Here is a 22670-nt window from a genome sequence, read left to right as displayed (position 1 = left end):
TTTTCTGGTGGGCAGGTTATGTTTTATAATCGCGCGCCCCCGGCCCCCGCCCCGGCGGGGGGCGAGGGAACCCCCGACGCGCCCCTCCGCGCATGTCCGGAGCGGGTCGCGCCACGGAGTTCCCGAACCGCCCGATGCCCCGTCACGCGCCGTTCACGTCCCGGTCGCTGACCTTCGGATGAATGAGCCCGCCCCTAGTTGTACAGCCAACTGCGGGCATCCTCCCTCCCAGCCTCCGTGACCAGCCGCGTGCGGCCCCGGCGCCGTCCCCCGGCGGACCGGGCCCGTCGGCGGCGGACAGGACAACCGTGGCCGCAGGCAGCGCCCTGACCCCGACCTCATCCGGCAGCCCCGCCGAAGGCGACCGGCTCACCTTCCACTGGACCACCGATGCCCCCGACGCCAAGAACTGGGTCGGCATCTACGACGGCAGCCGCCAGCCCGGCACCGGCTCCTCGCTGCTCTGGAAGTACACCCCCGGCACCTCCGGCGACGTCCAGCTCGACACCTCCGCGCTGACCGGCGGCCCGTACACCGCCTACCTGCTGGCCAAGGACGGTTACGGCATCCTGGCCCGGACCGCCCCGTTCGGCTTCCGCCCCAAGCCCCCGGTGGTCCGCCCGCACGCCGTCGTCGACTCCTTCACCGCCACCCCGGTCGCCCCCGGCGCGGCCGTGCGGATCCGGCTCGGCGGCCTCTGGTCCCGCCCGGCGGGCAACGCCCCCGGCTCGGCCGCCTACCGCAAGCTCGGCGGCGCGGCCTGGGCCTCGGTCGCCGCCGACGGCACGATCACCGGCACGGCGCCCGCCGCCGCCCGCAACCCCGAGCTGGTCGTGGTCGGCGTCAAGGACAGCACCGGCGCCACCGACACCGTCACCGTGCTCGTCCCCGTCGTGGACCAGGCCGCCCCGCCGCGGCTCAAGGCCGCCAGCTGGAACCTGCACGACGCCGGCAACGGCTGCACCGACGCGCTGGAGAAGCAGCTGCGGGTCGTCCTCGCCCAGGGGCTGGACGTGCTCGCCCTCCAGGAGACGGCCGGCGAGCGGGCGAAGACCCTGGCCGACGCCCTCGGCTGGTACTCCCTCCAGAGCCCGGGCAGCGTCGGCATCCTCAGCCGCTACCCGCTCACCGAACCGACCGCGGCCACCGCCGAGTTGCCCGCCGTCGCGGCCACCGTCCAGCTGCCCGGCGGCCGCGCCGTCCGGTTCTGGGCCGCACACCTCGACGAGGCGGGCTACGGCCCGTACGCCGTGCAGGACGGTGCCACGGCCGCCCAGGTGCTGGCTGCCGAGAACGCCTCGCTGCGGCTCAAGCAGGCCAAGGCGCTGGCCGCCGCCGTGCGCGCGGACGCCGCCCGGCGCCTCCCGGTGGTGCTGGCCGGCGCGCTGTCCTCGCCCTCCCACCTGGACTGGACGGCCGCCACCGCCGCCGCCCACCAGGGCGTCGGCGCGCTCGCCTGGCCGGTCACCAAGGAACTCGAGGCCGCCGGGCTGACCGACACCTTCCGCGAGGAGAACCGCGACCCGGCCAAGGCCCCGGGCGCGACCTGGTCGCCCACCCGCAAGCGCCGCGGCGACCGCCCCGAGCCGCAGGACCGGATCGACGTCGTCCAGTACACCGGAGCGCTGAAACTGGTCGAGGCGCACACCCTGGTCGCCGACTGGCCCCAGCCGGAGCCGAACACCGCCGCCAACGAGTGGCCCTCCGACACTGCCGCCGCCGTCGCCACCTTCCAGCTCTGAGAGGCCAGTTCGTGATGTCCGAGCTCTCCCGCCGCACCTTCGTCGGCGCCTCCGCGGCCGTCGGCGCCACCGCCCTGACCGGCCTGGCCGCCACCCGGGCCGACGCCGCTCCGGCGGCCCCCGCCCCGGCCGCCGCGCCCGCCACCGCCCTGACCGGCACCGTGAAGGACGTCAAGCACGTCGTCGTCCTGATGCAGGAGAACCGCAGCTTCGACCACTACTTCGGCACCCTGAGCGGTGTCCGCGGCTTCGGCGACAAGCAGGCGCTCCAGTTCCCGGACGGCACCGACGTGTTCCGGCAGCCCGATGCCCGCCGCAGCGACGGCGGGGCGATGCTGCCGTACCGGATGGACACCTCGAAGTACAACGCGCAGAACGCCGGCGGCCTCGCCCACGACTGGGCGACCGGCCACCAGGCCATCAACAACGGCGCGATGAACAAGTGGATCGCCGCCAAGGGCGAGCGCACCATGGGCTACTTCACCCGGGAGGACATCCCCTTCCAGTACGCCCTGGCCGACGCTTTCACCCTCTGCGACGCCTACTTCACCTCGCTGGCCGGCCCCACCGACCCCAACCGGCTCTACCTGTGGACCGGCACCTCCGGCCCCGGCCGCGACGGCACCACCGGCCCCTGGATCGACAACACCCCGGTCACGGACAACCCCGTCGCCGACTGGACCACCTACGCGGAGCGCCTCCAGACGGCCGGCGTCAGCTGGCGGGTCTACCACAACCCCAGCAAGGACGACCGCACCGGCGACTACGACGACAACGCGCTCTCCTACTTCAAGCAGTTCCACAACTTCCCGCAGGACGACCCGCGTTACGTCAACGCGATGACCAAGTTCGACCCCACCGACTTCGACCGCCACTGCAAGGACGGCACCCTGCCGACCATCTCCTGGCTGGTCGCGCCGTACCTGTTCTCCGAGCACCCGGAGGCCGGCCCGGCCTACGGCGCGCACTGGGTCAACCAGGCGCTGCAGTCGCTGATGTCCAACCCCGAGGTCTGGCAGCACACCGTCTTCCTGGTCATGTACGACGAGAACGACGGCTACTTCGACCACGTCGTCCCACCCACCCCCGAGCCCGGCACCCCCGAGGAGTTCACCCAGGGCCGCGCCATCGGCCTCGGCAACCGCGTCCCGCTCTGGGTGGCGTCCCCCTGGTCGCGCGGCGGCTGGGTCAACTCCCAGGTGTTCGACCACACGTCGGTGCTGCGCTTCATGGAGGTGGTGACCGGCGTGGCCGAGCCCAACATCTCCGCCTGGCGCCGGGCCGTCTGCGGCGACCTCACCAGCTGCTTCGACTTCGCCGCCCCGGACACCTCGATCCCGAAGCTGCCGGACACCAACGCCCTGATGGCCAAGGCCGACGCGGGCACCAAGCTGCCCGGTGTCGCCCTCCCCGCCACCGGCGCCCAGGCGATGCCCGTCCAGGAGCGCGGCGAGCGCCCGCACCGCCCGCTGCCCTACCAGCCCTGGGCCGACGTCGCGGTGGACCGCAGGAGCGGCAAGGTCACCTGCACCATGAGCAACGACGGTTCGGTGGCCTTCCCGTACACCGTCTACCCGAACATCCTGCTCCCGTTCGCGGGCACCCCGTACACCGTCGCCCCCGGCGCCAACGCCACCTACGTCTGGGACGCGGCCGCCACCGACGGCCGTTACGACTTCACCGTGCACGGCCCGGACGGCTTCGTGCGCCGCTTCGCCGGGACGGTCGTCCGGGACGGGCAGGACGGCCAGAACGACATCGGCGTGCCGATCGTCACCGCCGACCTGCACGGCAGCCTCAGGCTCACCCTCCAGGTGGCCAACGACGGTCTGACGGACGTGGCGTTCACCGCCGCGCCCAACGACTTCGCGGGCAGCCCGCAGACCGTCTGGGTCAAGCCCGGCAAGCAGGTCGACCTGTCCTGGCCGCTGGACAAGCAGGGCCGTTACGACGTCGTGGTCACCGCCCACACCGGCCAGCGCTTCGTCCAGCGCTACGCGGGCTGGGTGCACTGACCCAGGGGCGTGCCGAGACCGGCCGGGGGCGCCGAACCGGTGACCCCCGGCCGTGGCTCGGCCGCGCGGTCGGAGCCCACCCCGCCCCGCTCTCCGCACCCCTCTGGGGGGGGGGGGGCACCCCCCCGGGGGGGGGCCCGCGCCGGGCGGGGGCCCCCCACCGGGCCCCCCCGGGCGGGGGCTCGGCCGCGCTGTCGGAGCCCGCCGCTACCGTCGGGCCCATGCAGAAAATCACCACCTTCCTCTGGTTCGACGACCAGGCCGAAGCCGCCGCCGCCCTCTACACCTCGCTGTTCCCCGGCTCCGCGATCACCAAGGTCACCCGCTACGGCGAGGGCGCCCCCGTGCCGGCCGGCACGGTGATGACCGTCGAGTTCGAACTCGCCGGCCGGCCCTACACGGCGCTGAACGGCGGCCCGATGTTCCGTTTCACCGAGGCGATCTCGCTCCAGGTCGAGTGCGAGGACCAGCGGGAGGTCGACGACCTCTGGACCAAGCTCACCGCCGACGGTGGCGAGCCGGGCCCGTGCGGCTGGCTCAAGGACCGCTACGGCCTCTCCTGGCAGATCACCCCGCGCATCCTGCTCGACCTGGTCGGCGGCGAGGACCGGGCCAAGGCCGACCGGGTGACGGCGGCCATGATGCGGATGGGGAAGATCGAGATCCAGCAGCTGCTCGACGCGGCCGGAGGCTGAGGCCGTGACCGCCTTCCGCCACCGCAGCACCGTCTACCTGCGCGCCACCCCGGAACGGGTCTGGCACGCGCTCACCAACGCCGACGAGTCCGGCCTCTACTGGGGCCACCGCAACGTCTCCACCTGGCTGCCCGGCGACCCCTGGGAGCACCGGCGCACCGACGACTCCGGGATCGCCGACGTGATCGGCACCGTCGAGGTGGCGGACCGCCCGCACCGGCTGGTCACCACCTGGGGCGGACCGGAGGGCGAACGCCCCGGCGGGCCCTCCCGGGTCACCTTCGAGCTGCGGCACTGGCAGGACCTCACCCGGCTCACCGTCACCCACGAGGACCTCGCCGACGAGCCCGAGCGAGCGGACGCCGAACGGGGCTGGTCGGCGGTGCTGTCCAACCTCAAGACCTACCTGGAGACCGGCCACCCGCTGCCGCAGCAGCCCTGGCTGATGCCCTGACCTCCACCGTCCCCCGGCCTCCCGTCACCCGGATCAGCGCCCGGCCCCCGCCGCCGGGCGCTCCCGTTCCTCCCGCCGCCGGCCGCGGCGGGCGCGGCGCAGCCCGGTGAGGCGGGAGAACCGCTCCCGGCTGGCCAGCGACGCCCGGTCCAGCTCCTCCATCAGCCGCCGACTGCGGTGCTCCAGGTCCAGTTCGTCCAGGATCCGGTCGACCTCGGCCAGCATCGCGCCGTGCAACTGCCAGGCCTCCGGGTGCTGTTGGACCTTGCGCAGCAGGACCTGGGCGACGTTCTCCCGGCACGTCCAGGCCGCCGCCAGCTCGGCGGTCAGCCGTTCCTCCGCCTCCTCGGCGTTGCGGCTCACCTGGGTGGTGACCAGCACCGCGAAGCTGACCATCGCCCCGCCGACGTGCGCCAGCAGTTCCTCCAGCCCGACCGCGACCTCCGGCGGGAACAGCCGCTCCGACGGTCCGCGCCGCTTGGCCAGGTCGGTGACCGAGCGGGCCAGCACCCGGATCACCACCACGCAGATCTCCAGGGTGTCCAGCCCGGTGCGCAGCACCAGCCGGGAGAGCAGGCCCTCGCTGATCCGGGGGTTGAGGCGCAGGCTGTCCTCGGCCTGGCGCAGCGCCGCGTCCACGTCCGCGATCGCCTGGTCGAGCCGCCGGGCCTCGTGCAGCCGCTCGGCGGCCCGGGCCACCGGGGTGGGGCGGCCCAGCTGCTCGGAGATGTCGACCAGCAGCTGACGGGCCCGCCGGGCCAGGTCCTCGATCGACTCGCCGGCGGTGTCCACCCAGACCGGCGGGGCGAACAGCAGGTTGAACAGCAGGCCGACGGCCGCGCCGATCAGCGTCTCCAGCACCCGGTCCCAGGCCTGGGAGGTCAGTTTGGTGACGCCGAGGATCAGCATCGCGCTGATCGCGACCTCCTGGACGAACTCCTCGACCCGGACGTAGCGCCCGATCACCAGGGAGGCCAGGATGATCAGCCCGAGGCTCCACCAGGAGAGCCCGACCACGGCACTGAACCCGATCGCGATCAGCACCCCGACCACCACCGAGACCACCCGGCGGACGCTGGTCTTGAGCGTCGAGTAGACGGTGACCTGGACCACCAGCAGCGCGGTGAGCGGTGCCGTCAGTGGCGCGGGCTCGCTGCTGAGCCGGGTGGCCACCGCGTACGACAGGGTGGCGGCCACGGTGGCCCGCAGCGTCTGGACGGCGAACGGGTCCCGGGCGGCGCGGCGGACCAGGGTCGTCAGGGACTCCGGGAGAAGGGCCATGACGGCCTTGTTCCCCGCACCAGCCGCCCGCACCGCCCGCCGCGGCCGGGACTACTCGTTCAGGCCCCCTGGCCCTCGCGGTTGAAGCGCAGCTTCCAGGGCGCGAGCGCGGACTCCACCTGCACCCCGATGCTCATCTTGGAGGCGCCCTCGATCCGCTCCTCGAAGCGGATCGGCACCTCGCGGATGGCCAGTCCGTGCTGGACCGCCCGGTAGTTCATCTCGACCTGGAACGAGTACCCGTTGCTCTGCACGGTCGGCAGGTCGATGGCCCGCAGGGCGCTGGCCCGCCAGGCCTTGAAGCCCGCGGTGGCGTCCCGGACGCCCAGGCCGAGGATCGCGTTGACGTAGAAGTTGGCCCAGGCGGAGAGCGCCTTGCGGTGCCAGGGCCACTCCGCGGCGGTCGAGCCGCCGGGCACGTAGCGGGAGCCGAGCACCACGGCGGTGCCCTGGTCGGCGAGCAGGGTGCCCACCATCGCGGGTATCGCGGACGCCGGGTGCGAGAGGTCGGCGTCCATCTGGACCACGACGTCGGCGCCCTCGTCCAGCGCCCGGGCCATCCCGGCCAGGTAGGCGCGGCCGAGGCCGTCCTTCTCGGTGCGGTGCAGCACGCCGACGGTGCCCGCGGAGTCGGCGGCGAGCTTGTCGGCGATCTCGCCGGTGCCGTCGGGGGAGTTGTCGTCGACCACCAGCAGGTGCAGGTTCGGCACCGCGAGGTCCGTGAGGAGCCCGGCGAGGACCGGAAGGTTCTCCCGCTCGTTGTACGTGGGGACGACGACAACGACCTTCGGGGAGGCCTCGACCATGTTCTGTTTCCCTCGTGCCCTCGCCGGCCGGCACCCCGTGCCGCACCGGTCGGTTGTCCTGGACGACCTTCGCTGCTGTCAGATCGTGCGAGTGTAGCCGGGGCGACGGCCCCTTCCCGCCCGGGGGCGGCGGGGCGGAGTCCCGGGCCCGGGGCCGTGGGCCGGTTCGATCACGATGGACCGCGGGGCAGGTCCTACGCCGTGCCGTAGACGGTGGCGAGGTTGTCGCGGGCGGGGTGGGTGCGGCCGGCCGGACCGGCGGCGAAGAGGCGCAGGACGTTCTCGGTGACCTTGCGGACCACGTCCCCGGCGTGGGCGTCGATGCCGTGCACGCCGCTGCCGTGGGCGTCCAGGGCCTCCACCCAGCGCATCGTGCCGGTGGCGAAGACGCCCGCGCCGCTGGGCACGGTGTAGTAGGCGGTGTCGGAGTGGGAGCGCCGGCCCTCGCAGACCACGGGGGAGTGGGCGATCACCTCGATCGGGCGCGGGGTGGGGAAGGCGGTGTCGACCCGGTCGTACTCGACGCCGACCAGGTGCGGGAAGGACTCCCCGGCCGTCACGCCCGTCCCCTCGAAGGCCCAGTGCTCCGGCGATGTGACCACGTACGGGGCGTCCACCGGGTAGCCGTCGTAGATCACGCCGAGCAGCGAGCTCTCCGGGTCGGCGCCCGGGCCGGTGCGGAAGTCGGTGGTCGCCGGGGCGCCCGCCTGGTGGCCCGGGTCCTGCGCCCAGGCGTCCTTGTAGCAGACCACGGTGCGGTCCGGCCCGAGCTCGCCGGGCTCGAAGCGGACCCGGCGGAAGCAGCAGTTGGCGCCCAGGATCACCAGGTTCGTCCCGGCGTCGCGGGCCGCCGTCACGTGGGCGCGCTGCTCGGGGGACCAGTACTCGTCGTGGCCCAGCGAGAGCAGGGCGCTGGCACCGTGCAGCAGGCCCGGCTCGCGGGCCACGTCGATCCCGGTGGTGTACGCCAGCGGCAGCCCGAGCCGCTCGGCCAGGGCGATCAGCGGCGCCTCGTAGACCAGGAAGCGCCCGGCGCCGTGGTCGTAGTCGTGCGGCCGGTCGAGGACGACCCGCAGCGAGCGGGTGGCCAGGGTGCCGGTCGGGCCGTTGTAGAGGCTGTAGCCGCCCCACTCGTTGTAGGCCTGCCAGGTCGCCGGGGCGCCCATCACCACGGTTCTTCCGGCGGTGGTCGCGGAGCGGACGGTGAGCGGGACGTAGCTGCGGCCGGAGCCGTCCTCGGCGTCCAGCCGCAGCAGGTAGGCGCCCTCGGGCCAGCCGGCGGTGTCCACGGCGAGGGTGCGCTGCCAACCGGTCAGCACGGTGCGGGTGGCCGGGTCGACGTGCGGGGCGGCCTGCTTGGCGCCGGGGACGTGCGCCCGGCGCCAGACCAGCCGGCCCCGGGCACCGCCGTACCAGCCCATCCGGTACGCGGAGACGGTGAAGGCGGCGGCCGCGGTGGAGACGTGCAGGCCGAAGCTCTCGCCGGGCAGCACGCTGACCCGGTCGGCGAAGCCCTCGACGGCGCTGGGCGCGCCGGGGTCGGTGATCTGCCAGTCGGCGTTGCCGGGCAGGGACTGCTCGTCCGGGGCGGCGTCCTCGGGCCCGGGGTGCCGGGCGCCGGAGGGGTCCGCCGGGCCGGGGGTGCCCGGGGCGTCGGGCGTGGGGTGCGCGGCGGCGTCGGAGCGCTGGGTGCCGCAGGAGGTGACGGCGGCCGCCATCAGGCCCAGGCCGAGGATCCTCCGCCGAGTCGGTTCCGTCACCGCTGTCTCCCTGCCGTCCGTCGCCGTACCCCTGGGCGCGCGGGCTCCGTGGGTCAACCGGATGGGTCAATCCATTGAGTCAACGCGCGCGGACATGTCTACCCCGTTCGAGGAGGCACCGGACACCGCCGCGCCGCTGGCGCCGGGCACGGCCGGGGGTCGGCCGTAGGCCGGCAGGGCCGTCCGGGCGCACCCCGGCGTGTTGGGCCGCGCGGCTGCCCGGCCGCTCCGACCCGGTCCCCTAGCCTGGCCCGGGCCCGCCGTCCGGCGGCCTTGGGGGTCCGGAACCGTGCGGCGGCCGGCCGAAGTCGTGGACAGGGGTGTACGTGGTCTCCTCGGGTTCGGTCGAACCGGGAACGGCGCCTTCGACGCGGGGCACGAGGTTCCGGGCGTGGATGCTCGAAGGCCTCTCGGACATGGCCAAGCAGCACCCCGGCCCGCACGTGGAGGCGCCCGCCGAGAAGGGCACGCGCTGGTGGCGGGTGATGTGCCTGACCGGCCTGGACTACTTCTCCACCCTCGGCTACCAACCCGGCATCGCCGCCCTCGCGGCCGGCCTGCTGTCACCGATCGCCACCGTCGTCCTGGTGCTGGTCACCCTGTTCGGCGCCCTGCCGGTCTACCGGCGGGTCGCCGCCGAGAGCCCGCACGGCCAGGGCTCGATCGCGATGCTGGAACGGCTGCTGTCGTTCTGGCAGGGCAAGCTCTTCGTGCTCACCCTGCTCGGCTTCGCCGCCACCGACTTCATGATCACCATCACCCTGTCGGCCGCCGACGCGACCGCCCACCTGATCGAGAACCCGCACCTGCACAGCGCCCTGTCCGGCAAGCAGGTGATGCTCACCCTGATCCTGGTGGCCCTGCTCGGTGCGGTCTTCCTCAAGGGGTTCAGCGAGGCCATCGGCCTGGCCGTCGTCCTGGTCGTCGTCTACCTCGCGCTCAACGTCGTGGTGGTGGCCAACGGCCTCTGGCACGTGTTCAAGGAACCGCACCTGTTCGGCGACTGGACCGACGCCCTCACCGCCGAGCACGGCAACGCCTTCGCGATGATCGGCGTCGCCCTCATCGTCTTCCCCAAGCTCGCCCTCGGCCTGTCCGGCTTCGAGACCGGCGTCGCCGTGATGCCGCTCATCGAGGGTGACCCGGACGACACCGAGGAGAAGCCCACCGGCCGCATCCGCGGCGCCCGGCACCTGCTCACCACCGCCGCCGTGATCATGAGCGCCTTCCTGATCTCCACCAGCATCATCACCACGCTGCTCATCCCCAAGGACGCCTTCAAGACCGGCGGCCCGGCCAACGGGCGGGCCCTCGCCTACCTCGCCCACGAGAACCTGGGCAGCACCTTCGGCAGCGTCTACGACCTGTCCACCATCGCCATCCTCTGGTTCGCCGGGGCCTCCGCCATGGCCGGACTGCTCAACCTGATGCCCCGCTACCTGCCCCGCTACGGCATGGCCCCGCACTGGGCCCGGGCGGTGCGGCCGACCGTCATCGTGCTGACCCTGATCGCCTTCCTGGTCACCTGGATCTTCGACGCCAACGTCGACTCCCAGGGCGGCGCCTACGCGACCGGCGTCCTGGTGCTGATCAGCTCCGCCGCGGTCGCCGTCACCATCGCCGCCCGCAAGGCCGGGGAGCGGCACTGGACCGTCACCTTCGCGGTGATCGCCGCCGTGTTCCTCTACACCACGGCCGTGAACATCGCCGAGCGCCCGGACGGCGTCAAGATCGGCGCCTGCTTCATCGCCGGCATCATGCTGGTGTCCTTCCTCTCCCGGCTCAAGCGCGCCTTCGAACTGCGCGTCACCGACGTGGTCCTGGACGACGTCGCCGAGCGGTTCGTCCGGGACTACACGTACCGCCCGCTGCGCCTGATCGCCAACGAGCCGAACAGCCGGGACCTCGCCGAGTACCGCGACAAGGTCCACCAGATCCGCCGGGACAACGACATCCCGCCGGAGGACGACCTGGTCTTCGTCGAGGTCACCGTGCTCGACCCGTCCGACTTCGAGGCCGAACTGACCGTCCGCGGCGAAGTGCTGCACGACCGCTACCGGGTGCTCTCGCTGCAGAGCTCCAGCGTCCCCAACGCGCTGGCCGCCCTGCTGCTCCAGGTGCGCGACCTGACCGGGCAGCAGCCGCACATCTACTTCGAGTGGACCGAGGGCAACCCCTTCGCCCAGTTCCTGCGGTTCTTCCTGTTCGGCCAGGGCGAGATCGCCCCGGTCACCCGCGAGGTGCTCCGCGAGGCCGAACCCGACCGCACCCGCCGCCCCGCCGTGCACGTGGGCTGAGCGGGGTTCAGACCTCGTCGAACGGTTCGTCCGACCACCGCCACGACGCCCGGTCGCCACGTATGTGCAGCAGGAACTCGGCGACCGGGCCGCTCGGGGACGCCAGGGTGAGCGCACCGTCGATCCGGTCGTACGCCCGCTCGAAGGCCTCGTGGTCCTCGGCGTCGACGAAGGCGGCGGACTCGTCGAACCACGGCTTCACCTCGGCGAAGCCGGCCCGGGGGACGAATCGCCCGTCCAGCCAGGGGAAGTCGGCGCCGTCCACGACGATGTCGCCGAGCGGCGCTCCCTCGCGCAGCAGTTGCCAGCGGTCTCCGATGGGCATCGCGCGCCCCTCCCGTCCGGGCCCGTTCGGTGGGCCCGGACAGGAGTCTTGCAGCTGCCACTGACAATCCCGGCGCGGTGCCCGGTCAGCGGGAGGTGCGGTTCTTGGACCAGGCCGGGGCGACGAGGGCCACCAGGGCCACGGCGAAGCCGAGTTGGAGGATGTGACGGATCCAGTCGATGCCGGAGGTGTGGCGCACGCCGATCCAGCCGGAGACGGCGTTGCCGAGCCAGGCCCCGGCGGCGCCGAGGAGCATGGTCAGCCACCAGGGGATCGACTGCGGCCCGCGCAGGATCAGCTTGGCGAGTACGCCGAGCACGAAGCCGATGAGCAGAATCCACAGGAGCTGGAACATCGCGGTCCACCTTCCGGGCGCCGCCGGAATGGACCGGCGCGCCGTGTCGTCGAAGACGCGGTTCGTCCCATGATCACCCGGTTCCGCCGAACGGGCACGTCGGAGGGGAACCTCGCAGGTCCTGGCGCGGACCGGCCCGGACCCACGGGCGGGTGCCCCGGGCCGACAGGTGGGCGGCCGGAGGCCTCAGAGCGTCCGGACGTCCGCGACGGCCTCGCGGACGTCCGGGTGCGGGTCCTCGGCGAGGGGGTCCAGCAGTTCGGCGACGCCGGGTGTCGACCAGCCCTGGACCGCCCAGACCAGTTCGCGGCGGACGGTCGGGTCGGGGTGGGCGGCGAGTCGGGCGAGGCGGTCCACCGGGCCTCGGCGGCGCAGGCCGAACCAGTGCAGGGCGTCCCGCAGGGCGGCCGGATCGCCGGGGTCGCCCGCGGCCTCGATCCGGGCGAGCAGGACGGGGACGGGTGGTGGCGGCCCGTCCAGCGGGTGCGGGTGGCGTTCGCGCAGCCGTCGGCCGCCGTACTCGCCGCGGATCCGGCAGCCGAAGCAGGTGCAGGGGCGGGTGCCGTGGGCGCCGGGGAGGTAGCGCCAGCCGGCCACCTGCGGCACGGCGCGGATCCGGTGCACCTCGCGCGTGCCGATCGCCCTCGGTACGACCACCTCCCAGCCGCGCGGGTCGGGCTGGGCGGCGACCCGGGCGACCGCCTCGGCGGCGGTCAGCCACTGCTGGGCGTCCTTGGCGCGGTCGCGGTAGTGCCCGACCAGCACCTCCTGCGCGTCGTCCAGCCGGACGTGCACCGCGGACAGCGCGCCCTTCGGCCCGAACCGGGCGAGTTCGCGCAGCCACTGGTGGGTCAGGGTGTAGGAGGGCAGCACGGGGAAGCAGTACACCCCGCGCACCCCGCCCTGGCCCCGGCTGTCGGCCCGGATCCCGGCGCGGCGGATGCGCGGCGTGTTCGCCGCGGCCGTCAGGTGCACGAACATCGCCATGGGAGCGGATGCTAGCCGCCTGCGCGGCCCGGGCTCGACGGGTTTTCGGCCGACGGCGCGGTTCGTCGGGGGCCGGCGGGTTACGGGCGGGTGCGCCGGTCGATCAGGGCGGCCAGGCCGTCCAGGATGCGGGCCAGGCCGAAGTCCAGGGCCTGGTCGCGGCCGTCCGGGTCGGCCATCGCGGCGGCCACGGCGGGGTAGCGGTCGGCGTGCCGGTGGACCACCGTGCCGAGGGCGGCGAGGAGTTCGGCCTCGGGGGAGCCGTCCGGTCCCACCGCGCGGGCCTGTTCGGCGATGGTGCGCACGTGTCCGGCGAGCAGGACGGCGGCGTCCATCCGCTCGGCGCCGGTCAGCCCGTGGCCGTCGAGGGCGGCCACCACCCCTTCCAGCCAGGCGAGTTCCCGCGGGCCGGGGACGCGGGGGCCGAGGGTGGCGTCCAACAGCCACGGGTGCCGGGCGATGGCCTCGGACAAGTGACGCGCCCAGGCGGTGAGTTGCTCCCGCCAGTCCGGTGCGCCGACGACCCCGGGCGGCTCGCCGAAGGCCGACTCGACCATCAGCGCGACGAGTTCGGCCTTGCCGGGGACGTACCGGTAGAGCGACATCTTGGTGAAGTCCAGCAGCCCGGCCACCTTCTGCATGGAGACGGCGCCCAGTCCTTCGGCGTCCGCGACCTCGACGCCCGCGGTGGCGATCCGCTCCAGGCTGAGGGCCGGCTTCGGCCCGCGGGTCGGCCGTGCGGGCTGTTCCCAGAGCAGCCGGACCGTGTCGTTCGCCGCCTCGCCCATCGCCTGCTCCCGTCCCGGGGGTTGCCCGTCCGCGCCAACTGTGTCTACCGTACACAGCAATGAACTGTGTCTCATGGACACAGTTGTCGGATCCTCGAACGGAGTGGTTCCCGTGAGTGCTTCCGCGCGCACCAGCGTGCTGATCTCGGGCGCGAGCATCGCCGGCCCCGCCCTGGCCCACTGGCTGGGCCGGTACGGCTTCGACGTCACCGTGGTCGAACTCGCCCCGGCGCTGCGCGGCGGCGGGCAGAACGTCGACTTCCGCGGGCACACCCACCTCGGCGTGCTGGAGCGCATGGGCGTGCTGGAGGAACTGCGCGCCCTGGACACCGGCGGCAGCCCGATCACCTTCGTCGACCAGGACGGGCGCCGACTCCTGCACCTGCCCGCCGAGTTCGCGGGCGGCGAGCTGGAGATCCCGCGCGGAGAACTGGCCCAGGTGCTGCACCGGCACAGCGGAGCCCGCGCCGAGTACGTCTTCGGCGACTCCGTCGAGGCCCTGGAGCAGACGGCGGCCGGGGTGCGGGTCGCCTTCCGGCGGGCCGCGCCGCGCGAGTTCGACCTGGTGATCGGTGCCGACGGGCTGCACTCCACCGTCCGGCGGCTCGCCTTCGGGCCCGAGCAGCGGTTCGTCCGTCACCTCGGCTACTACGCGGCGACCTGGCAGCTGCCCGCCGGTGGCGCGCTGCCGGCCGGTGGGACGGCCCTGAACGTCCCCGGCCGGCTGATGTCCGTCGGGGCCGACCCGCGCGACCCGGACCGGGCGGGCGCCTTCTGCCTGTTCGCCTCGCCCGAACTGCGCTACGACCGCCACGACACCCGACAGCAGAAGGAGCTGGTCCGCACCGCCTTCGCCGGCCTCGGCTGGAAGGTCCCGGAACTGCTGCGGAGCCTGGACGAGGTGCCCGAGCCGTACTTCGACTCGATCAGCCGCGCCGACGTCCCCGCCTGGTCCACCGGCCGGATCGCCCTGCTCGGCGACGCCGCCTGCGGGGCCACCATCGGCGGGATGGGCACCGGCACGGCGGTGGTGGCCGCGTACGTCCTGGCGGGCGAGCTGGCGCTGGCCCGCGGCGACCACCGGGCCGCCTTCGCCCGGTACGAGGGGCTGCTGCGCGACTACGCCCGGGGCTGCCAGAAGGGTGGGGACCGGACCGGCCCGTTCCTGGCGCCGCGCACCGCGGCCGGACTGCGGCTGCGCAACGGGCTGCTCAACCGGCGGTGGGTGCTGAACCGGATGCTGGAGCTGGGCAAGCAGGTGTCGAGCGTCGAACTGCCTGACTACGGGGCGCTGTTGGCGGGGCGGTTCAGTGCGGCGGGGTGATCCGGTTGCCGTTGTCGAGCAGTGCCTCGACCTGGACGGTGCCGCGGGCGGGCCGTTCGACCGCGAGGGTGTGGTCCGGGGCCGGCCGGTCGGCCGACCAGTCCGGGCCCTTGACGGTCAGCCGGGTGACCCGCCGGCTGCCCGCCGCGAGCAGGTAGTCCGCGCCCTGCGGGGAGTGCCACCACGCCCAGGCGACGGTGTCCTGCTCGAACCGGCTGCACCCGCGGCCCGGCCCGCCGCCGGTGCGCTGCGGGCCCCGGGCGGTCGGCAGCAGCACGGCGGTGGCGGCGCTGCCCTCGCCCGTCCAGCGGTCGGCGCGCAGGCAGTACCAGGCGGCCGCGCCGGCGTTCTGCGGCAGCGGCTGCACCGCGAAGGCCCACAGGTTGAGCTGCTTGACGCCCGGGGTGCCGTCCGGCACGGCGCAGCCGGCCCGTGCCCAGGCCACCAGGGCGTCCTGGCCGGTGGACTCGCGCGGCGGGCGGGCGGGCTGGGTGCGGTCCGGCGGCGGGGTGTAGGTGAGGTGGGCCGGGACGAGGCCGCCGAGGTCGGCCAGCAGGAAGGCGTGCTTCTCGGCGATCACCGAGGAGGAGCGCAGCTGGAGCACGGTGGCACCCCGGCAGTCCGCGAGCCCGCCGCCCGGTGCGGCCGGGGTGACCCCGTCGGGGTGGTCCAGCGGGCGGGCGGCGGTGTCGGGCTGGTCGATCCGGCGGGTCTCGGCGGTGTCCACCCAGGGCGCCAGCAGGTAGCGCAGGGCGGTGCCCCGGCGGCTCAGCACCACCGCGCCCGCCGTGGTCACGTCGGAGTCGTCGGCCCGTGCCAGGTCGAGCCCGCCGTCGTGCCCGTCGGTCCAGCGGGCGATCCGGCGGCCGTCGTACAGCACGGCCACGCCGGTGCCGTCGACCGTCCCGGCGTACAGCAGCTGCGGCGGGGTGTCGGGCGGTGCGGTGTCCGTACCCGGCTCGGCCCGGGTCTGCGGGCCCGGCTGGGCCCAGGCGGCCAGGGCCCGGCCGAGCAGGGCCGCGTCCGCGCGCCGGTCGCCGCGGGCGGGCCAGGCGGTGAAGTCGATCCGCGCGGTGTGCTGCCAGGCGTCCGGGCCGACCCGGACCAGCCGGGCCGGGTCGGTGACGGCGCCCGGGGGCCGCAGGGCCGACCGCGGGGCACTGCTCGCCGGGGCGGAGCCGCCGCCCAGCACCGCGGCCGTCGTGGTCAGCCCGAGCACCCCGACCGCCAGCGCGGCGGTGAGCGTACGGCGGCGGCGCAGCAGGTCGGTGGGCTGGACCCGGACGGCGCACGGGTCGAAGGCGAGCGGCTCGTCCTCGGGTCCGGCCGGGACCTCGGCGGCCGCCGCGAGTGCCTCGGTGGGCCGCTCCACTCCGGCGGCGCGCAGCACCTCCAGCGCCTCCGGGCCGTCCAGCCCCTCGACCACGTGCAGGGCGAAGGCGGCCCGGGCCGGGGCGTCCAGGGCGGCGAGCGCGTGGTCCAGTGCCGCGTCCCGCTCGCCGCCGTGCGGGGTGAACAGCCGCAGGCCCCAGACCCGGGGTGCCAGCAGCCGCGCGGCCGGGCGCGGGCGCAGGGCGGTGCGCAGCACCCGTAGGCGCAGCGCTGCGTACACCGGGTCGGGGTCGGTGCCGGGGTCGGTGCCGGTGGTCGTCGGCGCGCGGCCGGCCGGATCGGCGGAGGCGGGAGTCGGGGGAGGGGTGGAGGCAGGGGCAGGGGCGGTGCGGCGGGTCCAGCGGAACGGCAGGGCGCGCTGGACGGCCGCGTGCGCGGCGAGCACCCGGCTGTGCCGGTCCCGGTCGGCGGGCAGGGCCAGGTAGGCGAGCCGGACCAGCCTGCGGTAGTGGTGCACCAGCGCGGCCTCGGCCTCCGCCACCGGTCGCGCCGGGACGCCCCGGGGCGCCGGTTCCGCGCCCACCGTCCGTGCTGCCAACGGGCCCTCCCGGTGCCGATCGCTGTCGTGGTGGACGGTCCAACGAGTCGATCATGTGATGGTTGCGCCGTTCGGGGTGTGCGGCGGGCTGCCGCGCGCCGTCGGACGCGTCGGGTCGTCGGCCCGGGCGGGCGCGGCGGCCTCCGGGGGCACAGAGGCTCCGGGCGGGGAGCCCCGGGTGTGCCGGCCCCGGGTGCGGTGGCCGGGCAGTCTCCCGTGTCGGAGGTGTGTTCGCAGGTCAGGGCCCTTGGTCCCACCCGTTCGGCCCCTTGGCCCCTGGCGCTCCGCCCGGCCGGGGGCCATGCTGCCGGTACCGGCCGGGACGATCCGCGCCCGATCGGACCAGCATCGTTGGACGAGGTGAACCGGCGTGCGGCATGCCACCGTCGAATCTGTGATGACCAGCCCCGTGGTCCGGATCGCGCCCGAGACCGGCTTCCGGGAGATCGTCGCGCTGCTGACCGAGTACGACATCACCGGGGTGCCGGTGGTGGACCCGGACGGCCGGCCGCTGGGTGTGGTGTCGGAGGCGGATCTGCTGCGCACGCTGGCGGCGCAGGAGGACCCGGGCAGCCTGCTGCCCGCGCCCGAGTCGGCGAAGGCCGGGCCGGGCGGCGAGGTCACGGCGGCGGAGCTGATGACGGCGCAGCCCGTCTGCACCACGCCCGGCACCAGCGTGGTCGCGGCGGCCCGGCAGATGAGCCGGCACGGGCTCAAGCGGCTGCCGGTGCTGGACGAGGAGGGGCGGGTCGTCGGCATGGTGAGCCGCGGCGACCTGCTGCGGGTGTTCCTGCGCGAGGACCGGGTGATCCGGCGGGAGATCGTCGAGGAGGTGCTCGGGCGGATCGACGGGGTGAGCCCGGCGGAGATCGGGGTGGAGGTCGACCAGGGGCGGGTGGTGCTCAGCGGCAGCGTGCCCGAGGCGCACCTGGTGCCGATCGTGCTGAACCTCTGCCGCTCGGTGGACGGGGTGGTCTCGGTGACCGACCGGCTCCGGGCCGGGGGCGCCACTGCGTCGGTCGGCTGATCGGCGGGGCCCGCTCGGCCGCGGCGGCCCGGTCAGGAGCCGGACGATTTGCTTCGCATACTGCGGAGGGTATCGGGTAACTCACTCTGTGTGCCCGGCGGTTCGGACTGCCGGGGCGACGGAGCACTCGGGAGGCGGCCGTGGCGGTCGTGTTCGACGCGGACTTCACTTCGACCGGGCAGTGGGTCGCCGGGCGCAGCAGCGCATACCCCCGGATGGGGCCGACCAACCGGAGCGACCACAAGCTCGACTACCTGAGTCACGACTACTGCCCGGGTGGGCAGTTCACCGCCGTGCGGCGGCGCACCGGCGGGCTGTGGACGTGCAACCTGCTGACCACCGAGGGCAGTCCGGAGGGCTTCCAGGTCCGCACCGGGGACGTCCTGTCGGCGCAGGTGACGCTGCCCGTCCAGTTGGGCGCCTGGCCGGCGATCTGGACCTGGCGGGACGGCGGCAACGAGGTCGACCTCTTCGAGTACCACCCGGACAACCCGGACCTGCTGGAGATCTCCAACCACGTGCGCGGCGGCTTCCGTTACTGGCACGGCGGCGGCGTCGGGGTCGGCCCGGGGGCGAGCATCGGCCTGCGGGTGGTGCTCGGCGCGAACTCGGTGGACTGGTACGTCGAGGAGGAGCTGGTCTACGCGGACCTGCACGGGGTCGGGGCCGGGTGGCACGCCTACCTGATCGTCAACATGTCGGTGTCGGACGGGACGTACCACGCCCGGCCGCCGTTCGACGGGCCGAACCGGCTGAGCTGGGTCTGCGAGAGCCTGACGGTGGAACGCTGAGCGGCCCGGCGGGCCCGGGCCGTCGGGAGTGCTCGCGCTGTCGGGGGCGCTCGCGCCGTCCCGTGTGCCTGGGGCGTCCGCCGCGCCGCCGTTACGGCGCGAAGGTGGCGGTGATCGGGCCGCCCGGTCCGAAGCGGTGGAACCAGACCGCCCGGCGGTGGGTGCCGATGTGTGCCGGGTCGGTGACGTAGAGGTCGTCACGCGGGGCGCGTTCGTTGCCGGGGGCCAGGGCGGCGTCCACGGCCCGGTCGGCGAGCGCGCGGAGCAGGGCGGCGGCGGTGGCCTCGGCCGCGGTGGGGGCGATCGCCAGGGCGGCGAGCTCGGTCCAGAGCGCGGTGGCGACGTAGGAGATCGGCGAGTGGTTGAGCGCCGGGTGGGGATGCCCGTCGGTGGTGCGGCGGAGCAGCCCGGCCGCGACCAGTTGCTCGGGGGAGCGGCGGTCGTCGGGCGGATGGTGGTTCATGGACGGAAACGCTACCCCGGTGCGCGGGGCCGGTTCCGCAGGAACGTTTTCTCAGGCTTTCTTCACGACGCTTTGACCCGTCGCGGGCGCACGATGGTGGTAAGGCGCTGGTCACCCCGGGCAGCGCGGCAGCTCAGGCCGTACGACGCCCCGGTGGTCACGGCGTCGATCACCTCGGCGGGCCCGCAGGGTCGGAGGAGGAGGACCTGATGAGGCACTGGCATTGGCACGGCTACGGGCCCGGCCACGGTCCGGGCGGCTGGGGCATCGCCCTGATGGCGATCGTCTCGCTGCTCGTCCTGGCGGTGCTGGTGCTCCTGGCCGTCGCCCTGTTCCGCTACGTCTCGCGCTCGCGGCAGCCCGTCCCGCACGGACCGGGCGGCGCGGGGGTCACGGGTGCCGGTCCCGGTGGACCGCACGGCTGGGGGCACGGCCCGACCCCGGAGCAGGTGCTCGCGGAGCGCTTCGCGCGGGGCGAGATCGACGCGGAGGAGTACCGGCACCGATGGGAGACGCTGCGTTCGCCGGGTGGCCCCGGTGGGCCGGGCGGCACGAACGGCCCGGTCGGGCCTCCCGGCAGCTGACCGGGTGCGAGGTCGGGGCACTGGACCGGGGGTTTCCGGGGGCAGGGGGCGGGGGGAGCGGCTTTTGAGCGCCGCGCCGTTTTGTGTGGGCGCGGGCCTTGCCCGGGCGGGGGGGGGGGTGGGGGGGGGGGGGGGGCGGGGGGGGGGGCGCTCGCCGGGGGGGTGATCGGGGCCCCCCCCGGGCCCCCTGCCCGTTGCCTGTCCGGGGTCCGCCCCGGGGCGGGTGTTGCCCGGCGGTGTTACTCGACGACCAGCTCGACCGGGATGTTGCCCCGGGTGGCGCGGGAGTACGGGCAGACCTCGTGCGCCTGCTTGACCAGCAGCTCGCCGCCCTCGCCCGCGAGCGCCTCGGGCAGCTCGACGCGCAGCACGACGGCCAGGCCGAAGCCCGCGCCGTCCTTGCCGATGGACACCTCGGCGGTCACCGAGACCTCGCTGGTGTCCACCCGGGCCTGCCGGCCGACCAGGCCGAGGGCGCTGGCGAAGCAGGCGGCGTAACCGGCGGCGAACAGCTGCTCGGGGTTGGTGCCCTGGCCGCTGCCGCCGAGTGCGGGCGGCATCGCCAGGGCGAGGTCCAGCTGGCCGTCCGAGCTGACGGCGCGGCCCTCGCGGCCGTTGGCGGTGGCGGCGGCGGTGTAGAGCGCGTCCATGGTGGGTCCCTTCGTGGTGCGCGGTCCGCGGTGCGTCGCGGTGCGCGGGGGCGGGCGGAGTCGTCCTGTTCCGGCGGCCGTCCGGCCCTCCGTGGAGGTCCGGCTGCCGACTGCTCCATAAGTAGAGCACGCAATTCAGTTGCGCACAACTAGATGGCGCGACGGCGATCGGTACCATGGGGTCATGACCACGCTCCCCGGCATGGCGGACGAGGAACTGCTCCGCCTCGACCAGCAGATCTGCTTCTCGCTCAACGCCGCCTCCCGCGCCTTCGGCGGTGTCTACCGGGTCCTGCTCCGGGACCTCGGGCTCACCTACCCGCAGTACCTGGTCATGCTGGTGCTCTGGGAGGACGGCGAGCTGCCCGTCAAGCGGATCGGCGAGCGCCTGCGGCTCGACTCCGGAACCCTCTCCCCACTGCTCAAGCGCCTGGAGGCGGCCGGACTGGTGCGCCGCGAGCGCAGTCCGGAGGACGAGCGGTCGGTGACCGTCAGCCTCACCGTTGAGGGGGCGGCGCTGCGCGAGCGGGCCGGGCAGGTGCCGCGCCGGCTGCTCACGGCGACCGGGCTGCCGGTCGAGGACCTGGCCGCGCTGCGGGTGCTGCTGGAGCGGGTGACCGTCGCGCTGGACTCGGCGGACGTGCAGCCGGCGCCGTAGGGCGGTCGTCGGGTGGGCGGTCGTCGGGGGTAGTCGTCGGGGCTTGTCAAGCCGCCATCCGAACGAGTGTGATCTGGGTCACTCCGGGGTGGTCGGGCGCCCGTTCGCCCCCACGAACGGGCAGGTCAGCGGCCTGGTTCGAAAGTGAACAGAATTGTTCCCAAATGTCCGCCCGATCCGGTCGACAACCCGCCCCTCCCGGACGGTTACACCACGAGCCCCGAAACGGGCCGTCGGCGTGCCAACCGGTGGGCCGGCCAGCTGACCCAGGAGAAGGGGGCGCGTGTGAACACTCCCGGGCCGGGGGAGGAGCGGGGCCTTCGGGCGGACCCGCTCGACGACCTGCCGAACGACTTCGAGGCGTTCTTCACCCGCGAGAACACCGGCTACCTCCGCTACGCCCGGCAGCGCCTGCGCCACCGCGAGGACGCCCAGGACGCCGTGCAGAACGCCGGCACCACGCTCTACCGGAACTGGCGCCGGGCCCTGGCCAGCGCGGACCCGCAGGCCTTCGCCTTCAAGATCGTCAAGGACGCGGTGGTCGACGTCCTGCGCGAACGCGGCCGGGCCGAGCGCAAGCGGCTCCGGGTGATCGCCCAGCGCCGCCCCGACACCAGCCAGGACGAGCTGGAGGAGCTCGCCGAACTGGACGCCCTGGACTGGGCGATGGACGCCCTCGCGCGCGCCGCGCCCGTCCAGGCCGACGTGGTCCGGCTGCGCCAGGCGGGCACCTCCTACCCCGACATCGGCCGGGCGCTCGGCATCGCCCACACCACCGCCCGCACCTACTACAGCCTCGGGCGGCGCCACCTGGAGTACCTGCTGGAACACCCGGACGACGGGCAGGCGACATGAGGGTCACCGAGCTGCTGCGCGCGCACGCCGCCGAGCTGGACGAGGAGTTCCGCGACCACGACCCGGTGGCCTTCACCCGTCGGCTGGCCGAACGGCTGGCCGCCGCCCGCCGGGCCGCCCCGACCGGCCGCGAGCGCCCCGCCCGGCCCCCCGCCGTCGCCCGGCCGCCGCACGCCGGGGCCGCCGGGGACCACCTCCGGTCCGGCGGGCGGGCCGAACTGCGGCGGGACCTGCGCCACCTGTGCGCGGGGGTGGCGGGCGCGGTCGAGCCCGGCGAACTGGCCCTGGACCTCGAACTCGCCGAGAAGGCCGCCTTCCGCACCCTCGGCTGCCTGCTCTACGGCATGGGCCGCACGGCCGACGGGGTCTTCTGGTGGCGGATCGCCGCCCAGTACGGCGACCAGCTGGCCGTCCACTGCCTGGCCGTCCACTACGCCGCCGAGGGCGAACGGGGCGACGCGGCGCGCTGGGCCGCCGAGGCCGAGGACCTCAGCGACCCGGGGCGGCTGCCCGAACTCGCCCCGGCGGTGCGGCCGGGCTGCGCCGCCGAGCTCACCCGGCTGCTGGCGGAGCGGTACGACGGGGAGATCCTGCTGACGCTGCGGGACACCGTGGCGACGCCGCCGACTGGGCCCGGGGCGGGAGCGGGGGCGGGAGTCGGGGCGGCGGCCGGGCCGCTGGGCGCCCACCCGGTGCGCGGGCGGGGGGCGACGCGGATCCGCTGAGGGGTGCGGTGCGGCCGAGCGCGCGGGAACGGCCGGGGGTGCGCTGCGGCACAAGACGCGGGAACGGTCGGGCGTGCGGGAACGGCCGGGGGGGGGGGGGGCCGGCGCGGGGGGGGGGGCGCGCCGCCCGCGCGGCGGTGCGCGCCCGCGGGGGGCCG

22 protein-coding genes are annotated in these 22670 nt (G+C 74.7%); 12 read left to right on the top strand and 10 right to left on the bottom strand.

What is annotated here, in order from left to right; translation table 11 throughout:
* The first annotated feature begins 308 nt into the window (after window positions 1-308).
* From ACFWXO_RS33160 to ACFWXO_RS33145, 4 genes are all read left to right on the top strand, one after another.
* Window positions 309-1742 (top strand): endonuclease/exonuclease/phosphatase family protein, encoded by a 1434-nt coding sequence (locus ACFWXO_RS33160; protein WP_380528573.1) that lies wholly within the window; start codon window positions 309-311, stop codon window positions 1740-1742.
* A 14-nt stretch (window positions 1743-1756) separates the two neighbouring features.
* Window positions 1757-3757, top strand: coding sequence for a phosphocholine-specific phospholipase C (locus tag ACFWXO_RS33155; RefSeq protein WP_380528571.1), 2001 nt, complete (start codon window positions 1757-1759; stop codon window positions 3755-3757).
* 221 nt (window positions 3758-3978) lie between these two features.
* Window positions 3979-4452, top strand: a complete 474-nt coding sequence (locus tag ACFWXO_RS33150; protein WP_380528569.1) for a VOC family protein — start codon at window positions 3979-3981, stop codon at window positions 4450-4452.
* A gap of 4 nt (window positions 4453-4456) precedes the next feature.
* Window positions 4457-4906, top strand: coding sequence for an SRPBCC domain-containing protein (locus ACFWXO_RS33145; RefSeq protein WP_380528568.1), 450 nt, complete (start codon window positions 4457-4459; stop codon window positions 4904-4906).
* A 33-nt stretch (window positions 4907-4939) separates the two neighbouring features.
* Here ACFWXO_RS33145 and ACFWXO_RS33140 read toward each other — a convergent pair whose 3' ends face one another.
* The 3 genes from ACFWXO_RS33140 to ACFWXO_RS33130 form a co-directional block, all read right to left on the bottom strand.
* Window positions 4940-6187 carry an aromatic acid exporter family protein gene (locus ACFWXO_RS33140; RefSeq protein WP_380528566.1) on the bottom strand — a complete coding sequence of 416 codons (1248 nt, stop codon included), beginning with the start codon at window positions 6185-6187 and terminating at the stop codon, window positions 4940-4942.
* A 59-nt stretch (window positions 6188-6246) separates the two neighbouring features.
* Window positions 6247-6993 carry a polyprenol monophosphomannose synthase gene (locus tag ACFWXO_RS33135; protein WP_375887006.1) on the bottom strand — a complete coding sequence of 249 codons (747 nt, stop codon included), beginning with the start codon at window positions 6991-6993 and terminating at the stop codon, window positions 6247-6249.
* A gap of 194 nt (window positions 6994-7187) precedes the next feature.
* Window positions 7188-8753 (bottom strand): N,N-dimethylformamidase beta subunit family domain-containing protein, encoded by a 1566-nt coding sequence (locus ACFWXO_RS33130; protein WP_380528564.1) that lies wholly within the window; start codon window positions 8751-8753, stop codon window positions 7188-7190.
* Window positions 8754-9148: 395 nt separating this feature from the next.
* Between ACFWXO_RS33130 and ACFWXO_RS33125 the strand changes: the two genes are divergently transcribed.
* The gene (locus ACFWXO_RS33125) at window positions 9149-11050 is read left to right on the top strand and encodes an amino acid transporter (protein ID WP_375887010.1); all 1902 of its coding nucleotides are present in this window, start codon (window positions 9149-9151) and stop codon (window positions 11048-11050) included.
* A gap of 7 nt (window positions 11051-11057) precedes the next feature.
* Here the strand turns inward: ACFWXO_RS33125 and ACFWXO_RS33120 are convergent, their stop codons facing one another.
* The 4 genes from ACFWXO_RS33120 to ACFWXO_RS33105 form a co-directional block, all read right to left on the bottom strand.
* Window positions 11058-11375, bottom strand: coding sequence for a hypothetical protein (locus ACFWXO_RS33120; protein ID WP_380528562.1), 318 nt, complete (start codon window positions 11373-11375; stop codon window positions 11058-11060).
* A gap of 85 nt (window positions 11376-11460) precedes the next feature.
* On the bottom strand, window positions 11461-11730 hold the full coding sequence (locus tag ACFWXO_RS33115; RefSeq protein WP_375887014.1) for a GlsB/YeaQ/YmgE family stress response membrane protein: 270 nt from the start codon (window positions 11728-11730) through the stop codon (window positions 11461-11463).
* A 186-nt stretch (window positions 11731-11916) separates the two neighbouring features.
* Window positions 11917-12717: a HEAT repeat domain-containing protein gene (locus ACFWXO_RS33110; RefSeq protein ID WP_380528560.1), complete on the bottom strand. Its 801-nt coding sequence runs from the start codon at window positions 12715-12717 to the stop codon at window positions 11917-11919.
* 80 nt (window positions 12718-12797) lie between these two features.
* On the bottom strand, window positions 12798-13505 hold the full coding sequence (locus tag ACFWXO_RS33105) for a TetR/AcrR family transcriptional regulator (protein ID WP_375887018.1): 708 nt from the start codon (window positions 13503-13505) through the stop codon (window positions 12798-12800).
* A 112-nt stretch (window positions 13506-13617) separates the two neighbouring features.
* Between ACFWXO_RS33105 and ACFWXO_RS33100 the strand changes: the two genes are divergently transcribed.
* Window positions 13618-14829, top strand: coding sequence for an FAD-dependent monooxygenase (locus ACFWXO_RS33100; RefSeq protein WP_380528557.1), 1212 nt, complete (start codon window positions 13618-13620; stop codon window positions 14827-14829).
* Here the strand turns inward: ACFWXO_RS33100 and ACFWXO_RS33095 are convergent.
* Window positions 14813-16759 (bottom strand): hypothetical protein, encoded by a 1947-nt coding sequence (locus tag ACFWXO_RS33095; protein WP_380528555.1) that lies wholly within the window; start codon window positions 16757-16759, stop codon window positions 14813-14815. The genes ACFWXO_RS33100 and ACFWXO_RS33095 overlap by 17 nt on opposite strands.
* Window positions 16760-17156: 397 nt before the next feature.
* Here ACFWXO_RS33095 and ACFWXO_RS33090 point away from each other — a divergent pair, with 397 nt between their 5' ends.
* Together ACFWXO_RS33090 and ACFWXO_RS33085 are read left to right on the top strand one after the other, a co-directional pair.
* Window positions 17157-17786, top strand: a complete 630-nt coding sequence (locus tag ACFWXO_RS33090) for a CBS domain-containing protein (protein ID WP_375887026.1) — start codon at window positions 17157-17159, stop codon at window positions 17784-17786.
* 140 nt (window positions 17787-17926) lie between these two features.
* The gene (locus ACFWXO_RS33085; protein WP_375887027.1) at window positions 17927-18577 is read left to right on the top strand and encodes a beta-glucanase; all 651 of its coding nucleotides are present in this window, start codon (window positions 17927-17929) and stop codon (window positions 18575-18577) included.
* Between the two features lie 91 nt (window positions 18578-18668).
* Here ACFWXO_RS33085 and ACFWXO_RS33080 read toward each other — a convergent pair whose 3' ends face one another.
* On the bottom strand, window positions 18669-19040 hold the full coding sequence (locus tag ACFWXO_RS33080) for a hypothetical protein (RefSeq protein WP_380528552.1): 372 nt from the start codon (window positions 19038-19040) through the stop codon (window positions 18669-18671).
* Between the two features lie 209 nt (window positions 19041-19249).
* Here ACFWXO_RS33080 and ACFWXO_RS33075 point away from each other — a divergent pair, with 209 nt between their 5' ends.
* Window positions 19250-19624, top strand: coding sequence for a hypothetical protein (locus ACFWXO_RS33075; RefSeq protein WP_380528550.1), 375 nt, complete (start codon window positions 19250-19252; stop codon window positions 19622-19624).
* A 239-nt stretch (window positions 19625-19863) separates the two neighbouring features.
* On the opposite strand, the gene ACFWXO_RS33070 is transcribed toward ACFWXO_RS33075, so the two are convergent.
* Window positions 19864-20274 carry an organic hydroperoxide resistance protein gene (locus tag ACFWXO_RS33070; protein ID WP_360245460.1) on the bottom strand — a complete coding sequence of 137 codons (411 nt, stop codon included), beginning with the start codon at window positions 20272-20274 and terminating at the stop codon, window positions 19864-19866.
* Window positions 20275-20458: 184 nt separating this feature from the next.
* Here ACFWXO_RS33070 and ACFWXO_RS33065 point away from each other — a divergent pair, with 184 nt between their 5' ends.
* The 3 genes from ACFWXO_RS33065 to ACFWXO_RS33055 all read left to right on the top strand — a co-directional run bounded on the left by ACFWXO_RS33065 (window position 20459) and on the right by ACFWXO_RS33055 (window position 22512).
* Window positions 20459-20932, top strand: coding sequence for a MarR family winged helix-turn-helix transcriptional regulator (locus tag ACFWXO_RS33065; protein WP_380528548.1), 474 nt, complete (start codon window positions 20459-20461; stop codon window positions 20930-20932).
* A 285-nt stretch (window positions 20933-21217) separates the two neighbouring features.
* On the top strand, window positions 21218-21787 hold the full coding sequence (locus ACFWXO_RS33060) for an RNA polymerase sigma factor (RefSeq protein ID WP_375887037.1): 570 nt from the start codon (window positions 21218-21220) through the stop codon (window positions 21785-21787).
* Window positions 21784-22512: a hypothetical protein gene (locus tag ACFWXO_RS33055; RefSeq protein WP_380528545.1), complete on the top strand. Its 729-nt coding sequence runs from the start codon at window positions 21784-21786 to the stop codon at window positions 22510-22512. The genes ACFWXO_RS33060 and ACFWXO_RS33055 overlap by 4 nt, the downstream gene beginning before the upstream one ends.
* Window positions 22513-22670 lie beyond the last annotated feature (158 nt).

The sequence above is a fragment of the Kitasatospora sp. NPDC059088 genome (genome assembly GCF_042738155.1).
Lineage (GTDB): Bacteria > Actinomycetota > Actinomycetes > Streptomycetales > Streptomycetaceae > Kitasatospora.
This window is presented reverse-complemented; position numbering and strand designations above follow the sequence as displayed.